14 protein-coding genes are annotated in these 16455 nt (G+C 60.4%); 4 read left to right on the top strand and 10 right to left on the bottom strand.

The features are described from left to right. The 4 genes from PspCFBP13528_RS04855 (at position 1) to PspCFBP13528_RS04840 (ending at position 5341) form a co-directional block, all read left to right on the top strand. Positions 1–678, top strand: a complete 678-nt coding sequence (locus PspCFBP13528_RS04855) for a heavy metal response regulator transcription factor (RefSeq protein WP_065885833.1) — start codon at positions 1–3, stop codon at positions 676–678. Further along, positions 668–2032 carry a heavy metal sensor histidine kinase gene (locus PspCFBP13528_RS04850; protein WP_137199721.1) on the top strand — a complete coding sequence of 455 codons (1365 nt, stop codon included), beginning with the start codon at positions 668–670 and terminating at the stop codon, positions 2030–2032. Before PspCFBP13528_RS04855 ends, PspCFBP13528_RS04850 begins: the two co-directional genes overlap by 11 nt. A 310-nt stretch (positions 2033–2342) precedes the next feature. Beyond that, the gene (locus PspCFBP13528_RS04845; RefSeq protein ID WP_137199720.1) at positions 2343–3665 is read left to right on the top strand and encodes an OprD family porin; all 1323 of its coding nucleotides are present in this window, start codon (positions 2343–2345) and stop codon (positions 3663–3665) included. A 185-nt stretch (positions 3666–3850) separates the two neighbouring features. Next, positions 3851–5341, top strand: a complete 1491-nt coding sequence (locus PspCFBP13528_RS04840) for a sensor domain-containing diguanylate cyclase (RefSeq protein ID WP_065951660.1) — start codon at positions 3851–3853, stop codon at positions 5339–5341. Between the two features lie 79 nt (positions 5342–5420). Here the strand turns inward: PspCFBP13528_RS04840 and PspCFBP13528_RS04835 are convergent, their stop codons facing one another. The 10 genes from PspCFBP13528_RS04835 to ftsW all read right to left on the bottom strand — a co-directional run bounded on the left by PspCFBP13528_RS04835 (position 5421) and on the right by ftsW (position 16453). Beyond that, the gene (locus PspCFBP13528_RS04835; RefSeq protein WP_137199719.1) at positions 5421–6425 is read right to left on the bottom strand and encodes a hypothetical protein; all 1005 of its coding nucleotides are present in this window, start codon (positions 6423–6425) and stop codon (positions 5421–5423) included. Further along, positions 6418–6891 (bottom strand): CesT family type III secretion system chaperone, encoded by a 474-nt coding sequence (locus tag PspCFBP13528_RS04830; RefSeq protein WP_137199718.1) that lies wholly within the window; start codon positions 6889–6891, stop codon positions 6418–6420. Before PspCFBP13528_RS04830 ends, PspCFBP13528_RS04835 begins: the two co-directional genes overlap by 8 nt. Positions 6892–7240: 349 nt before the next feature. Then, positions 7241–8152, bottom strand: coding sequence for a UDP-3-O-acyl-N-acetylglucosamine deacetylase (gene lpxC / locus PspCFBP13528_RS04825; protein ID WP_003171886.1), 912 nt, complete (start codon positions 8150–8152; stop codon positions 7241–7243). Positions 8153–8264: 112 nt separating this feature from the next. Beyond that, a complete protein-coding gene (gene ftsZ, locus PspCFBP13528_RS04820) occupies positions 8265–9470 on the bottom strand; it encodes a cell division protein FtsZ (RefSeq protein ID WP_065951657.1) in 1206 nt (401 codons plus the stop codon). 166 nt (positions 9471–9636) lie between these two features. Next, positions 9637–10899, bottom strand: coding sequence for a cell division protein FtsA (ftsA, locus tag PspCFBP13528_RS04815; protein WP_137199717.1), 1263 nt, complete (start codon positions 10897–10899; stop codon positions 9637–9639). 15 nt (positions 10900–10914) lie between these two features. Next, a complete protein-coding gene (locus PspCFBP13528_RS04810) occupies positions 10915–11784 on the bottom strand; it encodes a cell division protein FtsQ/DivIB (RefSeq protein WP_065951656.1) in 870 nt (289 codons plus the stop codon). Positions 11785–11787: 3 nt separating this feature from the next. Beyond that, complete coding sequence (locus PspCFBP13528_RS04805; protein WP_137199716.1) at positions 11788–12744, bottom strand: D-alanine--D-alanine ligase; 957 nt, start codon at positions 12742–12744, stop codon at positions 11788–11790. Then, complete coding sequence (gene murC, locus PspCFBP13528_RS04800) at positions 12741–14186, bottom strand: UDP-N-acetylmuramate--L-alanine ligase (protein ID WP_137199715.1); 1446 nt, start codon at positions 14184–14186, stop codon at positions 12741–12743. The genes PspCFBP13528_RS04805 and murC overlap by 4 nt, the downstream gene beginning before the upstream one ends. Further along, positions 14179–15252, bottom strand: a complete 1074-nt coding sequence (gene murG, locus PspCFBP13528_RS04795; protein ID WP_137199714.1) for an undecaprenyldiphospho-muramoylpentapeptide beta-N-acetylglucosaminyltransferase — start codon at positions 15250–15252, stop codon at positions 14179–14181. The genes murC and murG overlap by 8 nt, the downstream gene beginning before the upstream one ends. Then, complete coding sequence (ftsW, locus tag PspCFBP13528_RS04790; RefSeq protein ID WP_163001702.1) at positions 15242–16453, bottom strand: putative lipid II flippase FtsW; 1212 nt, start codon at positions 16451–16453, stop codon at positions 15242–15244. Before ftsW ends, murG begins: the two co-directional genes overlap by 11 nt. Positions 16454–16455: the final 2 nt, after the last annotated feature.

Raw genomic sequence — 16455 nt, 5'->3', positions numbered from 1 at the left:
ATGCGCGTCCTGATTATCGAAGATGAAGAAAAAACCGCGGACTACCTGCACCGCGGCCTGACGGAGCAAGGCTACACCGTCGACGTGGCGCGCGAAGGCGTCGAGGGTTTGCACCTGGCACTGGAGAACGATTACGCGGTGATCGTGCTGGACGTGATGCTGCCGGCGCTCGACGGCTTTGGCGTGTTGCGCGCCTTGCGTGCGCGCAAACAGACCCCGGTGATCATGCTCACTGCCCGCGAACGCGTGGAAGACCGCATCCGTGGCCTGCGCGAAGGCGCCGACGACTACCTGGGCAAGCCGTTTTCCTTCCTGGAACTGGTGGCGCGCCTGCAAGCACTGACCCGACGCAGCGGCGGCCATGAGCCGGTGCAGGTGACGGTGGCCGACCTGTGGATCGACCTGATCAGCCGCAAGGCCAGCCGCAACGGCGTGCGCCTGGACCTGACGGCGAAGGAGTTCTCGCTGCTCAGCGTATTGGCGCGGCGCCAGGGCGAAATCCTGTCCAAGACGGCCATCGCCGAGATGGTCTGGGACATCAATTTCGACAGCGACGCCAATGTCGTCGAAGTGGCGATCAAGCGCCTGCGCGCCAAACTCGACGGGCCCTTCGAGCACAAGCTGCTGCACACCATCCGGGGCATGGGCTACGTGCTGGAGAACCGCAGTGCCGGCTAACTCCATCGCCCTGCGCCTGAGCGGCATGTTCAGCCTGGTGGCGCTGCTGATCTTCGTGCTGATCGGCGGCGCGCTCTACCAGCAAGTGGACCGCGGCCTGGGCCTGTTGCCGGGGGCCGAGCTGGATGCGCGCTACAGCGTGCTGGAATCCTCGGTGAACCGCTTCGGTACGCCGGAGCATTGGGTCAAGATAAAGGCCAAGCTCAAGCTGCTGGGCGAAGAAGACAAGCGCATCCGCTTCTGGGTGGTCAGCAGCGACCCGGGTTACGAATACGGCGAGCCCGATGCGCAGATTCGTGCGTTTGCCCAGGGCCCGACCGGGAAACGCGACCTGCGCCTGCCCGGCCACGATTACCCGTTCAAGGTGCTGGTCAGCCAGTTTGCCGCCAAGGAGCAACGCCCGCCGCTGCGTTTCATGATCGCCATCGACACCGAGAATTTCCGCGCCACCCAGCACCATCTGCTGGTGGCGCTGGTCAGCCTGGCGCTGGTCGGCGTGGTCATGGCCTCGTTGCTGGGTTTCTGGGTGTCGCGCATCGGCCTCAAACCCCTGCAAAAGCTCTCGGCCGAAGCCCGCAAACTCGCACCGCCCAAGCTCTCCGGGCGCCTGCAACTGTCACCGCTGCCGCCGGAACTGAGCCAGTTCGTCAACTCGTTCAACGCCACCCTCGACCGCGTCGAACTCGCCTACTCACGCCTGGAATCCTTCAACGCCGACGTCGCCCATGAACTGCGCTCGCCGCTGACCAACCTGATCGGCCAGACCCAGGTCGCACTGACCCGCGGGCGCTCGGCCGAGCATTATTTCGAGGTGCTGCAATCGAACCTGGAAGAACTGGAACGGCTGCGCTCGATCATCAACGACATGCTGTTCCTCGCCAGTGCCGACCAGGGCAGCAAGGCCACCAAGCTGATCGAAAGCGCCCTGGCCGATGAAGTCGCCACCACCCTCGACTACCTGGACTTCATCCTTGAAGACGCCCAGGTCGAAGTACGTGTGCACGGCGATGCTCGGGTGCAGATCGAAAAGGCCCACCTGCGACGCGCACTGATCAACCTGCTGAGCAATGCCGTGCAACACACCGCACCGGGGCAGGTCATCGACGTGCATATAGAAGTGCAGGGCCAACAGGTAATGATCGGCGTGACCAATCCCGGTGAGGCAATTGCCGACGAACACCTGCCGCGCCTGTTCGAACGGTTTTACCGAGTGGACGCGTCACGCAGCAACAGCGGCGCGAATCACGGGCTGGGGCTGGCCATCGTCAAGGCGATTGCGTTGATGCATGGCGGGGATGTGTTCGTGCGCAGCGAAGGTGGCGGCAATACCTTCGGCATGACCCTGCCTGTCTGAGTCTGGAGAACACCTCCCACAGTTAGGTTATGTGCATATCTCCTGGCAACTGTTGCGATTTGGGCAACAGTCATTATCTTGTTACACTCTGTATCGCAGCGCTCGCCTGCGTTACTTTGACGCATCGATGAGCGCGCCGGCAAAGGCAGCTGACCACTCACCCGAATTTCCCTCGACTTATTTCCAGGGCTCTACACTGGGAATCTGTCTTAAAGCCGCTGACTTCAGCGGCTTTTTTTTTGCCGTAAAAAAAGGCCAGGCACACCCCCACGACACTGGCCGTTCATGCTTGACCAAAGGAGCTCCACCGGTGAAGAACTCGCTGACGTTCACCCCGTTATTCCTCGCAATCGCAACAACGATCACCCCTCTTGCCCACGCGGCAGACACTGCACCCGCCGACGGTTTCGTCGAGGGTTCGCACCTCACGATCAACACCCGCAACTACTACATGAACCGCGACCGCCGCGACATTCACACCGATGACAGCAAAGAGTGGGGCCAGGGCTTTATCGGCACCTTCGAGTCCGGCTACACCCAGGGCGCAGTCGGTTTCGGCCTGGACCTCAACGCCATGCTCGGCCTCAAGCTCGACGGCGGTGGCGGCACGGACGGCTCCAGCATCCTTCCGTACGGCAGCGGCAACGGCAAGGCGCCCGGTGCGTTCTCCACCGCTGGCGGCACCCTGAAAATGCGTGCGTTCGACACCGAGTTGAAGGCCGGCGACCTGTTCCTCAACAACCCGGTGATCGCCGGCGGCATGACGCGCATGCTGCCCCAGACGTTTCGCGGTGTGAGCCTGAGCAACCACAGCCTCGACGGCTGGATGTTCGAAGGCGGCCAGGCCAGCTTTACCAAGCTCTACAACCAGAGCGGCCACCGGCGCATCGGCACCAGCTACGGCGCGTTGCCGGCCAACGCCGACAGCCAGCACCTGAACTGGGCCGGTGTATCGTTCAGCGCGATCCCGGGGCTGACCAGCAACCTGTACGCCGCCGAACTCAAGGACGTATGGCACCAGTACTACTACGACCTTGAATACACCTACGCACTGAACGACCTGGTCAGCCTGACCCCCGGCCTGCACTACTACCACACCCAGGACACCGGCCAGGCGCTGCTCGGCGATATCGACAACAACACCTACAGCCTGCATGTCACCGTAGGCGTGGGCAACCACAGCGTCACCGCCGCGTATCAGCGGGTCAACGGCAACACGCCGTTCGACTACATCACCCAGGGCGACAGCGTGTACCTGGACAACTCCCAGCAATATTCGGACTTCAACGGCCCCAACGAGCGTTCGTGGAAGCTCAAGTACGCCTACGATTTTGCCGGTGTCGGCCTGCCGGGCCTGACGTCCGCCGTGTCCTATATCAGCGGCAAGACCGACCTGACGCGCGTTGACCCGAACAGCTGCGGCTACGGCAGCTGGTACAGCGCCGATGGCAAGAACGCCAGGCACTGGGAGCGGGACATCGACTTGAAGTACGTGGTGCAAGGCGGCAAGGCCAAAGACCTGGCGGTGCGCCTGCAATGGGCGACCAACCGAGGTGGCAATGGCTATTCGGCGGTGGATCGGGATGTGGATGAGTATCGGGTGATCGTGGACTATCCGATCAACGTGTTCTGATCACGATCGTGCTGACGATTAAGATCCAATGTGGGAGGGGGCTTGCCCCCGATAGCGGTGGGCCAGTCAACATATCATTTGCTGACACTCTGCTATCGGGGGCAAGCCCCCTCCCACATTTGGTTCTGCGCCATATTCCAGAGTTGCTACTACGCTAAGGGCATCTCAACGCAGAAGTACGCCCGATGAGCCCAAGCCCTGCCCGCCCTACCCGCCGCCCGGAGCGCTTGTTGATCCTGGGCAGCACCCTCACGGTATTGCTGATCGTGGGTATCGTCACCGCTCTGTTGATTCGTGAACACGCCAACACCTTGCAGACCGCCAAGCGCACCGCCAATACCATCACCCAATTGATCGACGCCGATGTGCTACGCAACGTCGAGCTGTATGACATGGCCCTCGAAGGCCTGATCGCCGCGACCGCGCGCAACGACCTGCAGGGCCTACCGGCAAGCATCCGGCACCTGGTGCTGTTCGACCGCTCCAACGCAGCGCCGTACAAGGGCGACATCCTGCTGCTGGATCCAAGCGGCGAAGTGATTGCCGACTCTTCCCTGCTCACACCCAAGACTGGCAACTTCGCCGACCGCGACTATTTCCAGGTCCACCGTGGCAACTCCGATATCGGGTTGTATATCAGTCGACCGTTCATGGCCCGCTGTGAATGCGAAGACCCATGGCGCATTGCGTTCAGCCGCCGGGTTTCTTCAGCGCACGGAGGCTTTCAAGGGGTAGCGGTCGCCTCCATGCGCCTTTCATACTTCCACCAACTGTTCAGCAGCCTGAATATCGGCGCCGGCAGCACCATCAATCTGCTCAACCATCACGGTATCCTGCTGGCCCAGGAGCCCTTGCTGGAAGTGAATATGATCAACAAGGACCTGAGTTCGCGGCCCAATGTGGCACGCATGCTACGCGAGCGGGACGGTAATTTTCGCAGCGTCTCCAGTGTCGATCATCAGGGGCGGCTCTACAGTTTCTCCAGCGTGGGCAATTTGCCGTTGATCGTCGCGGTGGCCCTGGCCAGCGATGAAGTATTCGCGCCCTGGCGACGCGCAGCGTGGTTGGTCAGCCTCGCAACGGGGGTGTTATGCATTGGCCTGTTATGGCTGACCTGGGCGCTGTGCAAGGAGCTGCGACGGCGCCACGGGGTCGAGCAGGTGCTGTCAGAACTGGCAGGGACCGATGCCCTTACCGGTCTGGCCAACCGCCGCACCCTGGACGAGCGCCTGCGCCTGGAATGGGACCGAGCACAACGCTCGACCGAACCGCTGACGGTGCTGATGATCGACGTCGACCACTTCAAGGCGTTTAACGACCGCCATGGGCATCATGGTGGCGATGAGGCTCTGCGAAACGTGGCCCAGGTGATCGGTAGCAATATTCGCCGGCCGGCCGACTTGGCGGCGCGTTACGGCGGGGAGGAGTTTGCGGTAGTACTGCCGCACACCGACGCCAAGGGCGCCTGGGTGATTGCCGAGCATATCCGCAGTGGCGTCGAGTATTTGCCAAGGAGGGCGGGAGACGAACAATCGGTCACCGTGAGCATCGGCATGAGCACCTGGACCAAGCGCAGCCGTGTGTCGTTAGAAGCACTGCTGTTGAGCGCGGACCAGGCGTTGTACGAAGCCAAGCATACGGGGCGTAATCGGATTGTGGACAGCGCTTTGCTGTAACACCGCAACCCGCACGTATCAATCGAGCCAGGGTGCATGCATCCCGACACGGCGCCCCGCATGGCGCTAAGGATAGGCGTTATGCCTTGTCATCCTTCCTGACGGCGGCCTCCATATAGTTATTCGAGAAAAAGTGCCTGGCGACTTTTATTTCTGGACGATAGAGGCCGTTAATCAGCTTATTGATTTCCACCTCACCCGTGCAGCTCAGTAGACGATGATTGGTCGTCGGTGAAAGCTTACGCAAATCCCGGATAAGCGATAATCCAATACCGGCCTTCATATCGCCCCCGGAAAAAACCGTTTCAAACGGTTGAAGTGTGCGCTTTGAAAGATTCGCGTATTCAGTACTGTTCAGGCCGTCAATATGCCGATCCAAATTAGGCGTCTTCGCAAAACGCATTTCAACCAGGCTTAACCACGCGGACTCCTTGAAGGCAGTCGCGTCAAAATCAAATCGGTACGTCGTGCCGCCAAACCGACTACTAGGTTTCTTCGGCTCACTGCCTGCCTCCAAGGCAAAGAACACAAAATCATCATTGCCCAACAGTTTTATATCTTCCTGAGGTGAGTTTTCAGTATTAAAAATAATATGACGATCAATAAGTTTCTGCCGCGAAAACAATGCAACGCTGTCATCGTCGCGCTTAACCGGCGCAGCTGTACTATGTGTCGCATACAGCGGCACTTTGAAGAAATTCTGCAGAAAACTACTCTCTTGTGCGGACAACCCACCGAGCTCTTTACGCAACGTATGAAGGTTGCTTCTGGAGAGGTCATCAATGTGACTCTTCTCCGTACCCGCCGCCGTGGCCTTCCAGATCGCTCCGTTGTGAATCATTCGCTCACGGCATTTGCCACTGATAAACCCCCGAAACGCCTTCACAATTTGTCGCGCCGCGACATCCTCGTGAATTCCGGAGCCTTTACCCGATGAACCGGGCAATGATGCGCTTAACGAGCCATTGACATCACCTTCGGTGACACGGCGTTTTATACCGCTGCTTTCCCCACTGCGTGATGCCTGCCCTTCGGCGAAAACTGGCAGGTTATTGGGGACATTGGTCGGGCTGATACTAGGCATAGTGACCTCTGCTCAGGCAGTTGAAAGACGTCTGCGCGACGGATGGCAAGCTGACAGGCACCTGCTGCGATCTCGATGAAAACTGGTGAAAACATTCCAGCACCCATTCAATCAATGCATTCAGGTTACTACCGAGCAGTGACAGCGACAGTTCATCGTTAGCGATGTGCTTCATCGCAACCAGGGCTTCTGACGCAGCGCTGAACCCGATAACAGCTGTGTTTTCATGCAAGTACTTAAACTGGTATTCGAGAAGAAACTTGTGCCAGTCTTCGATTTGCGCACGGTTATTCGACGGGTCCGAGAGTTCACATAGAAGCGTCATACTCTTTCTGGCGCGATTATCATAAAGCGCCAATCTGAGACCCTCCACGCGCAACTGACAAACACGTGAAGTATCAAACATGAGTCCGGGTAATCCGAGCATCATCCCAAACGCCTGTAAAATCCCGTCTTCCTTATTCATATTCGGACACTCCGGGCATAGCCGTTGAAGTCAAACTGAACACTCTTTCCAGCAGAAAAATCATCAACATAACTATTACTCCGAAACTCGAAAAAATTTCAATCCAGAGCATCCATGCGGCCAACCACGTACGTTGTTACATTACTCAGGTCTCAGACGTGAAGAAAACCGACTAACTATTGCAAGAAGATTCTGTGCATTCCTTTTGGAACTGATCTGCTCGCCGGGCCACCCATATTGCCAGTCCCGATATTCATGCAGGCCGAACAATCACGAGGTCGTTAGATTCAAGCCAAAAAAAAGGCCACCCGAAGGCAGCCTTTAAAAACTAAAGAAAGAGAGTTGTTACTTACACCGCCGCAACGGGACGCATGTAAGAGATCGGTGCGGTGCTGGCATCTTCGAAGGTCACGACTTCCCAAGCGTCTGTCTGCTCAATCAACTTGCGCAGCAGCTGGTTGTTAAGGGCGTGGCCCGACTTGAAGCCTTTGAACTCGCCTATCAGGCTATTGCCCAGCAGGTAGAGGTCACCGATTGCATCGAGGATCTTGTGCTTGACGAATTCGTCTTCGTAGCGAAGGCCGTCTTCGTTCAGTACACCATCCGCGTCGACCACAATGGCGTTTTCAACGCTGCCGCCGAGTGCGAGGTTGTGCTTGCGCAGGTACTCGATGTCACTCATGAAACCAAAGGTACGGGCGCGGCTGACTTCTTTTACGAACGAAGTGCTGGAAAAATCCACGCTTGCACTTTGGGTGCGGTCACGGAATACCGGGTGATCGAAATCGATCTCAAAGCTCACTTTAAAGCCTTCGAACGGGACGAAGGTGGCGCGCTTGTCGCCGTCTTCCACTGTCACTTCCCGCAGAATGCGAATGAACTTCTTGGCTGCGTCCTGTTCTTCCAGGCCGGCAGATTGAATCAGGAATACGAAGGGACCAGCGCTGCCATCCATGATCGGGACTTCGGACGCGGAGAGCTCGACGTAGGCGTTATCGATGCCCAGGCCAGCCATGGCCGAGAGCAAGTGCTCCACCGTATCCACTTTGACGTCACCGTTGACCAGTGTGGTCGACATCGTGGTTTCGCCAACGTTTTCCGCGCGAGCAGGAATCTGCACCACAGGGTCCAGGTCGGCACGCACAAACACGATGCCGGTGTCGACAGGTGCAGGCTTGAGGGTCAGGTATACCTTCTCCCCGGAGTGCAGACCTACACCTGTGGCACGAATAATATTCTTCAGGGTGCGTTGTTTAATCATGGCTTGGACCGCTTCAGCGCAAATTGCGAACTGGTATCAACAAAGGCTGGCGATAATAGCAGACCAGACCTTTGCTGAACACCAATCACCTTCATAGCCCTGATACATTCCATTAATCGGCCTGACGACGCAGGAATGCCGGGATATCCAGGTAGTCCAGATCGTCTTGCGGATTCGGGCTACGGGACGCCGCAGCACCGGCCTGAGCCTGGTTGCGCATCACGGTCGGACGGTCCAGGTCACGGTAGTTCACCGACGGCAATTCCTGGCGCGAAGGCGCTGGAGCAGCAGTCGACTGGCTGGCGTGGCTGGCCTGGCTGTTGTGCAGGGTGTTGTCGATGACCTTTACAGGCTTCTCGATTTTCGCACCCAGGCCGGTCGCAACCACGGTTACGTGCAGCTCGTCGCGCATGTCCGGATCGATAACGGTACCGACCTTGACCATGGCATGCTCGGATGCGAAGGCTTCGATGATGCTACCCACGTCGGAGTACTCACCCAGGGACAGGTCAGGGCCAGCGGTGATATTCACCAGGATGCCGCGTGCACCTTGCAGGTTCACGTCTTCGAGCAGCGGGTTGCGGATGGCCGCTTCGGTGGCTTCGCGTGCACGGTTCGGACCGCTGGCGCAGCCAGTGCCCATCATCGCCATGCCCATTTCGCTCATGACGGTACGTACGTCGGCAAAGTCGACGTTGATCATGCCTGGGCGCTTGATGATGTCGGAGATACCGCGAACGGCACCGGCCAGTACATCGTCAGCCTTGGCGAACGCGGACAGCAGGCTTGCGTCCTTGCCCAGGATGGTCAGCAGTTTCTCGTTGGGGATGGTGATCAACGAGTCGACGCTTTCAGACAGCAGACGGATACCTTCGTCGGCGATCTGCATACGCTTGCGGCCTTCGAACGGGAACGGACGGGTCACGACAGCGACGGTCAGGATCCCCATTTCCTTGGCCACTTCGGCAATGATCGGCGCTGCACCGGTACCGGTACCGCCGCCCATGCCGGTGGTGATGAACACCATGTTGGTGCCTTGCAGCACTTCGGCAATACGCTCGCGGTCTTCCAGGGCAGCTTGACGGCCGACTTCCGGATTGGCGCCAGCGCCGAGGCCCTTGGTCACGGCTGTGCCCAATTGCAGGATGGTCCGCGCGCCGATGCTTTTCAGCGCCTGGGCATCAGTGTTGGCGCAGATGAATTCAACGCCTTCAATGTTGCTCTTGACCATATGGTTGACAGCGTTGCCGCCGCCACCGCCGACACCGATTACTTTGATAACCGGGCTAGCGGGGATGTTGTCTACGAGTTCAAACATGTTCCCTCTCCTTTCGTTTTCTCTAGTTTTTTCGCCTACTGCTTTACTGCAGCTCCAAGTTGCAAGCTATTAGCTGCAAGCCTGAAGCGTGTTACTTGAAACCTAAAATTCGCCGCTTGAAGCTTGAAGCTTGAAGCTTGAAGCTTGCCGCCTGAAGCTAACTTCGTCAGAAGTTCCCCTTGACCCACGCCTGCAGCCGCTCGAACAACGGCGCTTTGGCTTCGTCATCACTGCGGTAGCTGTCGCGGATACTCGGGCCCGACAGGGAAATGCCGTCGGTCTGCTTTTGCAGCCCGTACAACAGCAAGCCCACACCGGTGGAATAAATCGGGTTGCGCACAACGTCGCCCAGGCCCTTGACGCCATGGGGCACGCCCAGGCGCACCGGCATGTGGAAGATTTCCTCGGCCAGTTCGACCGCGCCTTCCATCTTCGAGGTACCACCGGTCAGCACAATGCCGGCCGGGATCAAATCTTCGTAGCCGCTGCGGCGCAGCTCGGCCTGGATCAGGGTGAACAGCTCGTCGTAACGCGGTTCGACCACTTCGGCCAGGGCCTGGCGCGACAGTTCGCGCGGCGGACGGTCGCCGACGCTCGGCACCTTGATGGTTTCACCGGCACCAGCCAGCTTGGCCAGGGCGCAGGCGTAGCGGATCTTGATTTCTTCGGCGTACTGGGTCGGTGTACGCAACGCCATGGCGATGTCGTTGGTGACCTGGTCGCCGGCAATCGGGATCACGGCGGTGTGACGGATCGCACCCTCGGTGAAGATCGCGATGTCGGTGGTGCCGCCGCCGATGTCCACCAGGCACACGCCGAGTTCTTTTTCGTCGTCGGTCAGTACCGAATACGCGGACGCCAACTGCTCAAGAATGATGTCGTCGATTTCCAGGCCACAGCGGCGCACGCATTTTTCAATGTTCTGTGCCGCGTTGACGGCGCAGGTCACCACGTGGACCTTGGCTTCCAGGCGCACGCCGGACATGCCCAGCGGCTCGCGAACGCCTTCCTGGTTATCGATCACGTAGTCCTGCGGCAAGGTATGCAGCACACGCTGGTCAGCCGGGATCGCCACGGCCTGGGCGGCGTCGAGGACGCGCTCGAGGTCGGCCGAGCTGACCTCACGGTCGCGGATCGCCACGATGCCGTGGGAGTTCAGGCTGCGGATATGGTTGCCGGCCACGCCGACGAACGCCGAGTGAATCCGGCAACCGGCCATCAGCTGCGCTTCTTCGATGGCGCGCTGGATCGATTGCACGGTGGACTCGATGTTCACCACCACGCCCTTCTTCAGGCCCCGGGACGGATGCGTGCCAATACCGACGATTTCGATCGTGCCGTCTTCACCGACCTCGCCGACCAGCGCCACCACCTTGGAGGTGCCGATATCGAGACCGACGATCATTTTGCCGCTTTGCACGTTTGCCATGGGTCCTGCCTCTTCTTAATTCTTCGCGACAGCGGGTTGTGCTGCCGTGGGCGCCGCCGGTACACGCCAACCGACGGCCAGGCCGTTGGCGTAACGCAGGTCGACGCTCGCAATGTTCGTGATCTGTTCTTTCAAGGTTTTTTCATAGATGGCAATAAAGCGGCGCATCTTTTCCACCAAGCGGTCGCGTCCCAGCAACAACTCGATGCCCGGGCCGGAACTGCCTGCCCCGGTCGTCAGAAACCAGCTGCCCCGCTCACGCAATTCCAGGCGTGCAATGGAGAAGCCCAGTGGCCGCAGCATCTGGCTCAAGGCCTGGTACTGCTGCATCACCTGCTGTTGCGCCCGCTGCGGCCCGAACAGCTGCGGCAGGTGCTCATAGTTCGCCACTTCACGCGGCGCAAACGCCTGCCCCTGGTTGTTCAACAGTGCCCCGTCGCCCCAACGGGCCACGGGCAGTTGCTCTTCCAAGCGGATCGTCACCTGGTCCGGCCATACGCGGCGGACTTCGGCGTGGGCGATCCACGGCATCTGTTCCAGCTCGGCGCGCATGCCGGCCAGGTCGATGGTGAAGAAGCTCGCCGCCAGGAACGGGCTGATGCGCTGCTGCACCGCTTGCTGGCTGATGTAGCTCAAGTCGCCCTGCACGCTGATCTTGGTGATCGGCCGGTCGGCATACGGCAACAGGCGCTGCGCGCCCTCGTAGGTGCCGAAGCCCAGCACCACCAGCAACACCGGCCAGAACAGCGCTTTGACGAAACCAAAGTTGGCTTTGGGCAGGCGCGCCGACATCGGCTCTTTGGCCACCATGCGGCTGGCACCCCGTGGCACCGGCTTGCGGCTCGGTGCTTGTGGGGGCTGATGACGAAGCGATGCGCCTTTCATGTCTTAGCCTCTTGGCTCGATGCTGGCGGCCAGGATCGCCAGCACCAACTGCTGGAAATCCAGGCCGGCGGCACGGGCGGCCATAGGGACCAGGCTGTGGTCGGTCATGCCCGGTGCGGTGTTGACTTCCAGGAACCAGAAATTGCCCTGGTCATCCTGCATCACGTCTGCCCGCGCCCAACCGGCGATACCCAGCGCCTCACAGGCTTTCGCCGTGAGGTCCATCAACTGTTGTTCCTTGGTTGCGTCAAGACCACAGGGAATCCGGTACTGGGTATCGGAAGCCACGTACTTGGCGTCGTAATCGTAAAAAGTGTGGGGCGTGCCCAATGCGATGGGCGGCAATACCTGGCCACGCAGGGTGGCGATGGTGTACTCGGGACCCTGGATCCACTGTTCCACCATCACTTGCGAATCGTAGGTGCTTGCCGCTTTCCATGCGTCGATCAATTCGGCGGCCGAGTTCACTTTGGCCATGCCGATACTGGAGCCTTCATGGGCTGGTTTGACGATCAAAGGCAGGCCCAGTTCCTTGGCCGCAGAAATACAATCGTATTCGCTGCACAGCACGGCGTGACGCGGGGTCGGAATCCCCAGGCTGTGCCACACCTGCTTGGTGCGCAATTTGTCCATGGCCAGCGCCGAGGCCAGCACGCCGCTGCCGGTGTAAGGGATGCCGGCGCATTCGAGCAGGCCCTGCATGCTGCCGTCTTCACCGCCACGGCCATGCAGAATGATGAAGGCGCGGTCGATCTTTTCGGCCAGCAGACGCGCGAGGAAGTCATCGCCCACGTCGATGCCGAAGGCGTTCACACCCGCGCCTTGCAGGGCTTCAAGCACGGCATTGCCAGACTTGAGCGACACTTCGCGCTCGGCGCTCTTGCCGCCGAACAGCACCGCGACGCGACCGAAGTCGGCCGGCGCGACCGTGGAGAACAGGGAGGCGTAATCAGTGATCATTTCGACTTCCCCTTCTCGGCGGCAAACAGCGGGCTGGCCAGCAATTTAGGCGCAAGACCACCGATATCACCGGCACCCTGGCACAGCAGGATGTCGCCGGCGCGCAGCAGCGGCTTGACGATCGGCGCCAGGTCCACGCCACGCTCGATGTAGATCGGGTCCAATTGCCCGCGCTGACGGATGCTGTTGCACAGCTTGCGGCTGTCGGCGCCCGGGATCGGTTCTTCACCGGCCGGGTAGACCTCCATCAGCAGCAGCACGTTGGCATCGGCCAATACATTGACGAAGTCGTCGTACAGGTCGCGGGTACGGCTGTAGCGGTGCGGCTGGTAGACCATCACCAGGCGGCGCTCCGGCCAGCCACCGCGCACGGCCTTGATCACGGCGGCGACTTCGGTCGGGTGGTGACCGTAGTCGTCCACCAGCATCACGTCACCGCCTTCGACCGGCAGGTGGCCGTAGACCTGGAAGCGCCGGCCGACACCGGCAAAGCGCGACAGGCCTTCGACAATGGCTTCATCGCTGACGCCCTCGTCGGTGGCAATGCAGATGGTCGCCAGGGAGTTCAGTACGTTGTGGTTGCCCGGCATATTCACCGAGACATCCAGCGGCTCGCGGTCGGGGCGCAGCACGGTGAAGAAGGTCTGCATGCCTTGCTGGCGTACATTGATCGCGCGTACGTCGGCGTCTTCGCTGAAGCCGTAGGTCACGGTCGGGCGCTTGACCTGCGGCAGGATTTCGCGCACCACCGGGTCGTCCAGGCACACCACCGCCAACCCGTAGAACGGCAGGTTGTGCAGGAAGTCGACGAAGGTTTTCTTCAACTTGTTGAAGTCACCGTCGTAGGTCGCCATGTGGTCTTCGTCGATGTTGGTGACGACGGCGACCAGCGGTTGCAGGTGCAGGAAGCTCGCGTCACTTTCATCGGCTTCGGCGATCAGGTAGCGGCTGGTGCCGAGCTGGGCATTGGTGCCGGCTGCATTCAGGCGGCCACCGATGACGAAGGTCGGGTCCAGGCCGCCGGCGGCGAACACCGAGGCGATCAGGCTGGTGGTGGTGGTCTTGCCGTGAGTACCGGCGACGGCGATGCCGTGGCGGTAGCGCATCAGCTCGGCGAGCATCTCGGCGCGCGGCACCACGGGGATACGGCGCTCGAGGGCGGTGGCCACTTCCGGGTTGGAGGTGTTCACAGCACTGGACACCACCAGGACATCAGCCTCGGCGGCGTTCTCGGCACGGTGGCCGATAAAGATCTGCGCGCCAAAGGACTTCAGGCGCTCGGTGACCGGCGACTCTTTCAAATCAGAGCCGGACACCTGATAGCCCAGGTTCAGCAATACTTCGGCAATGCCGCACATGCCCACGCCGCCGATACCGACGAAGTGGATGCGACGGATGCGGCGCATTTCCGGTTGCGGCATGGCTTTCTGATTCTCAACCATGGGCCACCTCCAGGCAGATATCGACCACTTTTCGGGTTGCGTCTGGTTTGGCCAGGCGGCTTGCGGTGCTCGCCATGCTATTGAGTCGTTCCGGTTGCATCAAAACCTCGGTCAGGCGTGCGGCCAAATCGGCGGCGCCAGTCGTTCTTTGCGGCAGCAGGAAGGCAGCGCCCTCCCCGGCCAAATATTCGGCGTTGCGGGTCTGGTGATCGTCGATTGCATGGGGCAGAGGCACCAGCAACGACGGCAGACCGGCGGCGGCCAGTTCACTGACGGTCAGCGCACCAGCGCGACAGACCACCAGGTCGGCCCAGCCATAGGCTTGGGCCATGTCTTTGATGAAGGGCTGTACATTCGCCTCGACACCGGCTTCGCGATAGCGCGTGGCGGTGACTTCATCGTGGTGCTTGCCGGCCTGATGGAAGATTTCCGGGCGCAGCGCTTCAGGGAGTTGCGCAACGGCTTCGGGCAGCAATTTGTTCAGTGGCTCGGCGCCCAGGCTTCCACCGAGGATCAGCAGATGTGCCTTGCGCCCGGCCAGCGCCTCACGGGCAAAAATGTCCATGAACAGCTCGGCACGCACCGGGTTGCCGGTGGTGCGACGTTTGTCCGAAGCCGCGAAGGTGTTCGGGAATGCTTCACATACCCGCGCGGCCAGGGGCACCAGCAAGCGGTTGGCAGTACCGGCGACGGCGTTCTGTTCGTGCACGATCACCGGCACACCGGCGAGTTTTGCCGCCACCCCACCAGGGCCGGTCACATAACCGCCAAAGCCGAGCACACACACAGGCTTCAACTGACGAATGATTTTTCGCGCCTGCATGACCGCCTTTAGCAACACGAACGGCGCCTTGAGCAGGGACAATTTGCTCTTGCCACGCAAGCCGGTGACGTTGATCAGGTGCAGCGGCAAACCGGCATTCGACACCAGCTCGTTCTCGATACCGCGCGGCGTGCCCAACCAGTGCACGCTGTAGCCACGGCTCTGGAATTCGCGCGCGCAGGCCAGGGCCGGGAACACATGGCCCCCGGTGCCGCCAGCCATGATCAGCACGTTAGCGCCCATGAGTCGGCTCCTCGGCGAAGTCGCTTTCGCTGAACTCCATCTCTTCGCTGCCCAGGTGCGTGCGACTCTCCCACTCGATGCGCAGCAACAAGCCCAGGCAAGCGCAGCAAATCACCAGCGAACTGCCGCCGTAACTGAGGAACGGCAGGGTCAGGCCCTTGGTCGGCAACAAGCCGACATTCACGCCGATATTGATCAGGAACTGGCCGATCCACAGGAACGACAAGCCGTACGCCACATAAGCGGCGAAATACTGTTTGGCTTTCTCGGCCCACAAGCCGATGTACATGCCGCGCACGCACACGAACACGAACAGCGCGACGGTGCACAGCGAACCGACCACGCCCAGTTCCTCGGCGAGTACCGAGAACACGAAGTCGGTGTGCGCTTCCGGCAGGTAGAACTGCTTCTGCACGCTGTTGCCCAGGCCCACGCCCAGCCACTCGCCGCGCCCGAAAGCGATCAACGCCTGGGTCAACTGGTAGCCGGAACCGAACTGGTCGGACCACGGGTCGGTAAAGGTAATCAGGCGCGCCATCCGGTAGGGTTGCGCCTGCACCAGGATCGTCACGGCCGCGACAGCCAGCACCACCATCAAGGTAAAGCGGAACAGACCGACACCGCCGAGGAACAGCATCGCCGCTGCGGCGCCCATCATCACCACGGTGGCACCGAAGTCGGGCTCCATCAGCAGCAGGCCGGCCATGGGCAGCAGCACGATGAACGGCTTGAAGAAGCCCATCCAGCTTTCGCGCACTTCTTTCTGACGGCGTACCAGGTAGCCGGCCAGGTAAATCACCACGAACACCTTGGCGATTTCCGACGGCTGTACGTTGAACGCACCGAAGCCGATCCAGCGCATCGAACCGTTCACCTCGCGACCGATGCCGGGCAGGATCACCATGACCAGCAAACCGAACGCACCGATCAGCATCAGCCAACCCAGGCGCTGCCAGGTGGCGATCGGAATCATCATGGTGACGATGCAGGCGCCGAGGCCGATCACCAGGTACACCAGGTGACGGATCATCATGTACAGGGTATTGCCCGACTGCACGGCGGCCACTTCGGAAGACGCCGAGGTGATCATCACCAGGCCCAGGCCGAGCAGCGCCAGGCAACCGGCGAGCATTGGGAAGTCAAGGTCGATGCCGCGCCCGGTGATGATCGGCGACGGGTACGGCTTGATGATGTTCTTCAGGT

Source organism: Pseudomonas sp. CFBP13528 (assembly GCF_005233615.1).
Lineage (GTDB): Bacteria > Pseudomonadota > Gammaproteobacteria > Pseudomonadales > Pseudomonadaceae > Aquipseudomonas > Aquipseudomonas fluorescens_AM.
Note: the sequence above shows the minus strand (reverse complement) of the source record. Positions and strands in the feature narration are given on the sequence as shown.

Bases quoted from the DNA above. Each gene is read 5' to 3' on its own strand.
- PspCFBP13528_RS04855 (WP_065885833.1), top strand. From the start codon at position 1: ATGCGCGTCCTGATTATCGAAGATGAAGAAAAAACCGCGGACTACCTG.
- PspCFBP13528_RS04840 (WP_065951660.1), top strand. From the start codon at position 3,851: ATGAGCCCAAGCCCTGCCCGCCCTACCCGCCGCCCGGAGCGCTTGTTG.
- PspCFBP13528_RS04835 (WP_137199719.1), bottom strand. From the start codon at position 6,425: ATGCCTAGTATCAGCCCGACCAATGTCCCCAATAACCTGCCAGTTTTC.
- PspCFBP13528_RS04830 (WP_137199718.1), bottom strand. From the start codon at position 6,891: ATGAATAAGGAAGACGGGATTTTACAGGCGTTTGGGATGATGCTCGGA.
- lpxC (WP_003171886.1), bottom strand. From the start codon at position 8,152: ATGATTAAACAACGCACCCTGAAGAATATTATTCGTGCCACAGGTGTA.
- ftsZ (WP_065951657.1), bottom strand. From the start codon at position 9,470: ATGTTTGAACTCGTAGACAACATCCCCGCTAGCCCGGTTATCAAAGTA.
- ftsA (WP_137199717.1), bottom strand. From the start codon at position 10,899: ATGGCAAACGTGCAAAGCGGCAAAATGATCGTCGGTCTCGATATCGGC.
- PspCFBP13528_RS04810 (WP_065951656.1), bottom strand. From the start codon at position 11,784: ATGAAAGGCGCATCGCTTCGTCATCAGCCCCCACAAGCACCGAGCCGC.
- PspCFBP13528_RS04805 (WP_137199716.1), bottom strand. From the start codon at position 12,744: ATGATCACTGATTACGCCTCCCTGTTCTCCACGGTCGCGCCGGCCGAC.
- murC (WP_137199715.1), bottom strand. From the start codon at position 14,186: ATGGTTGAGAATCAGAAAGCCATGCCGCAACCGGAAATGCGCCGCATC.
- murG (WP_137199714.1), bottom strand. From the start codon at position 15,252: ATGGGCGCTAACGTGCTGATCATGGCTGGCGGCACCGGGGGCCATGTG.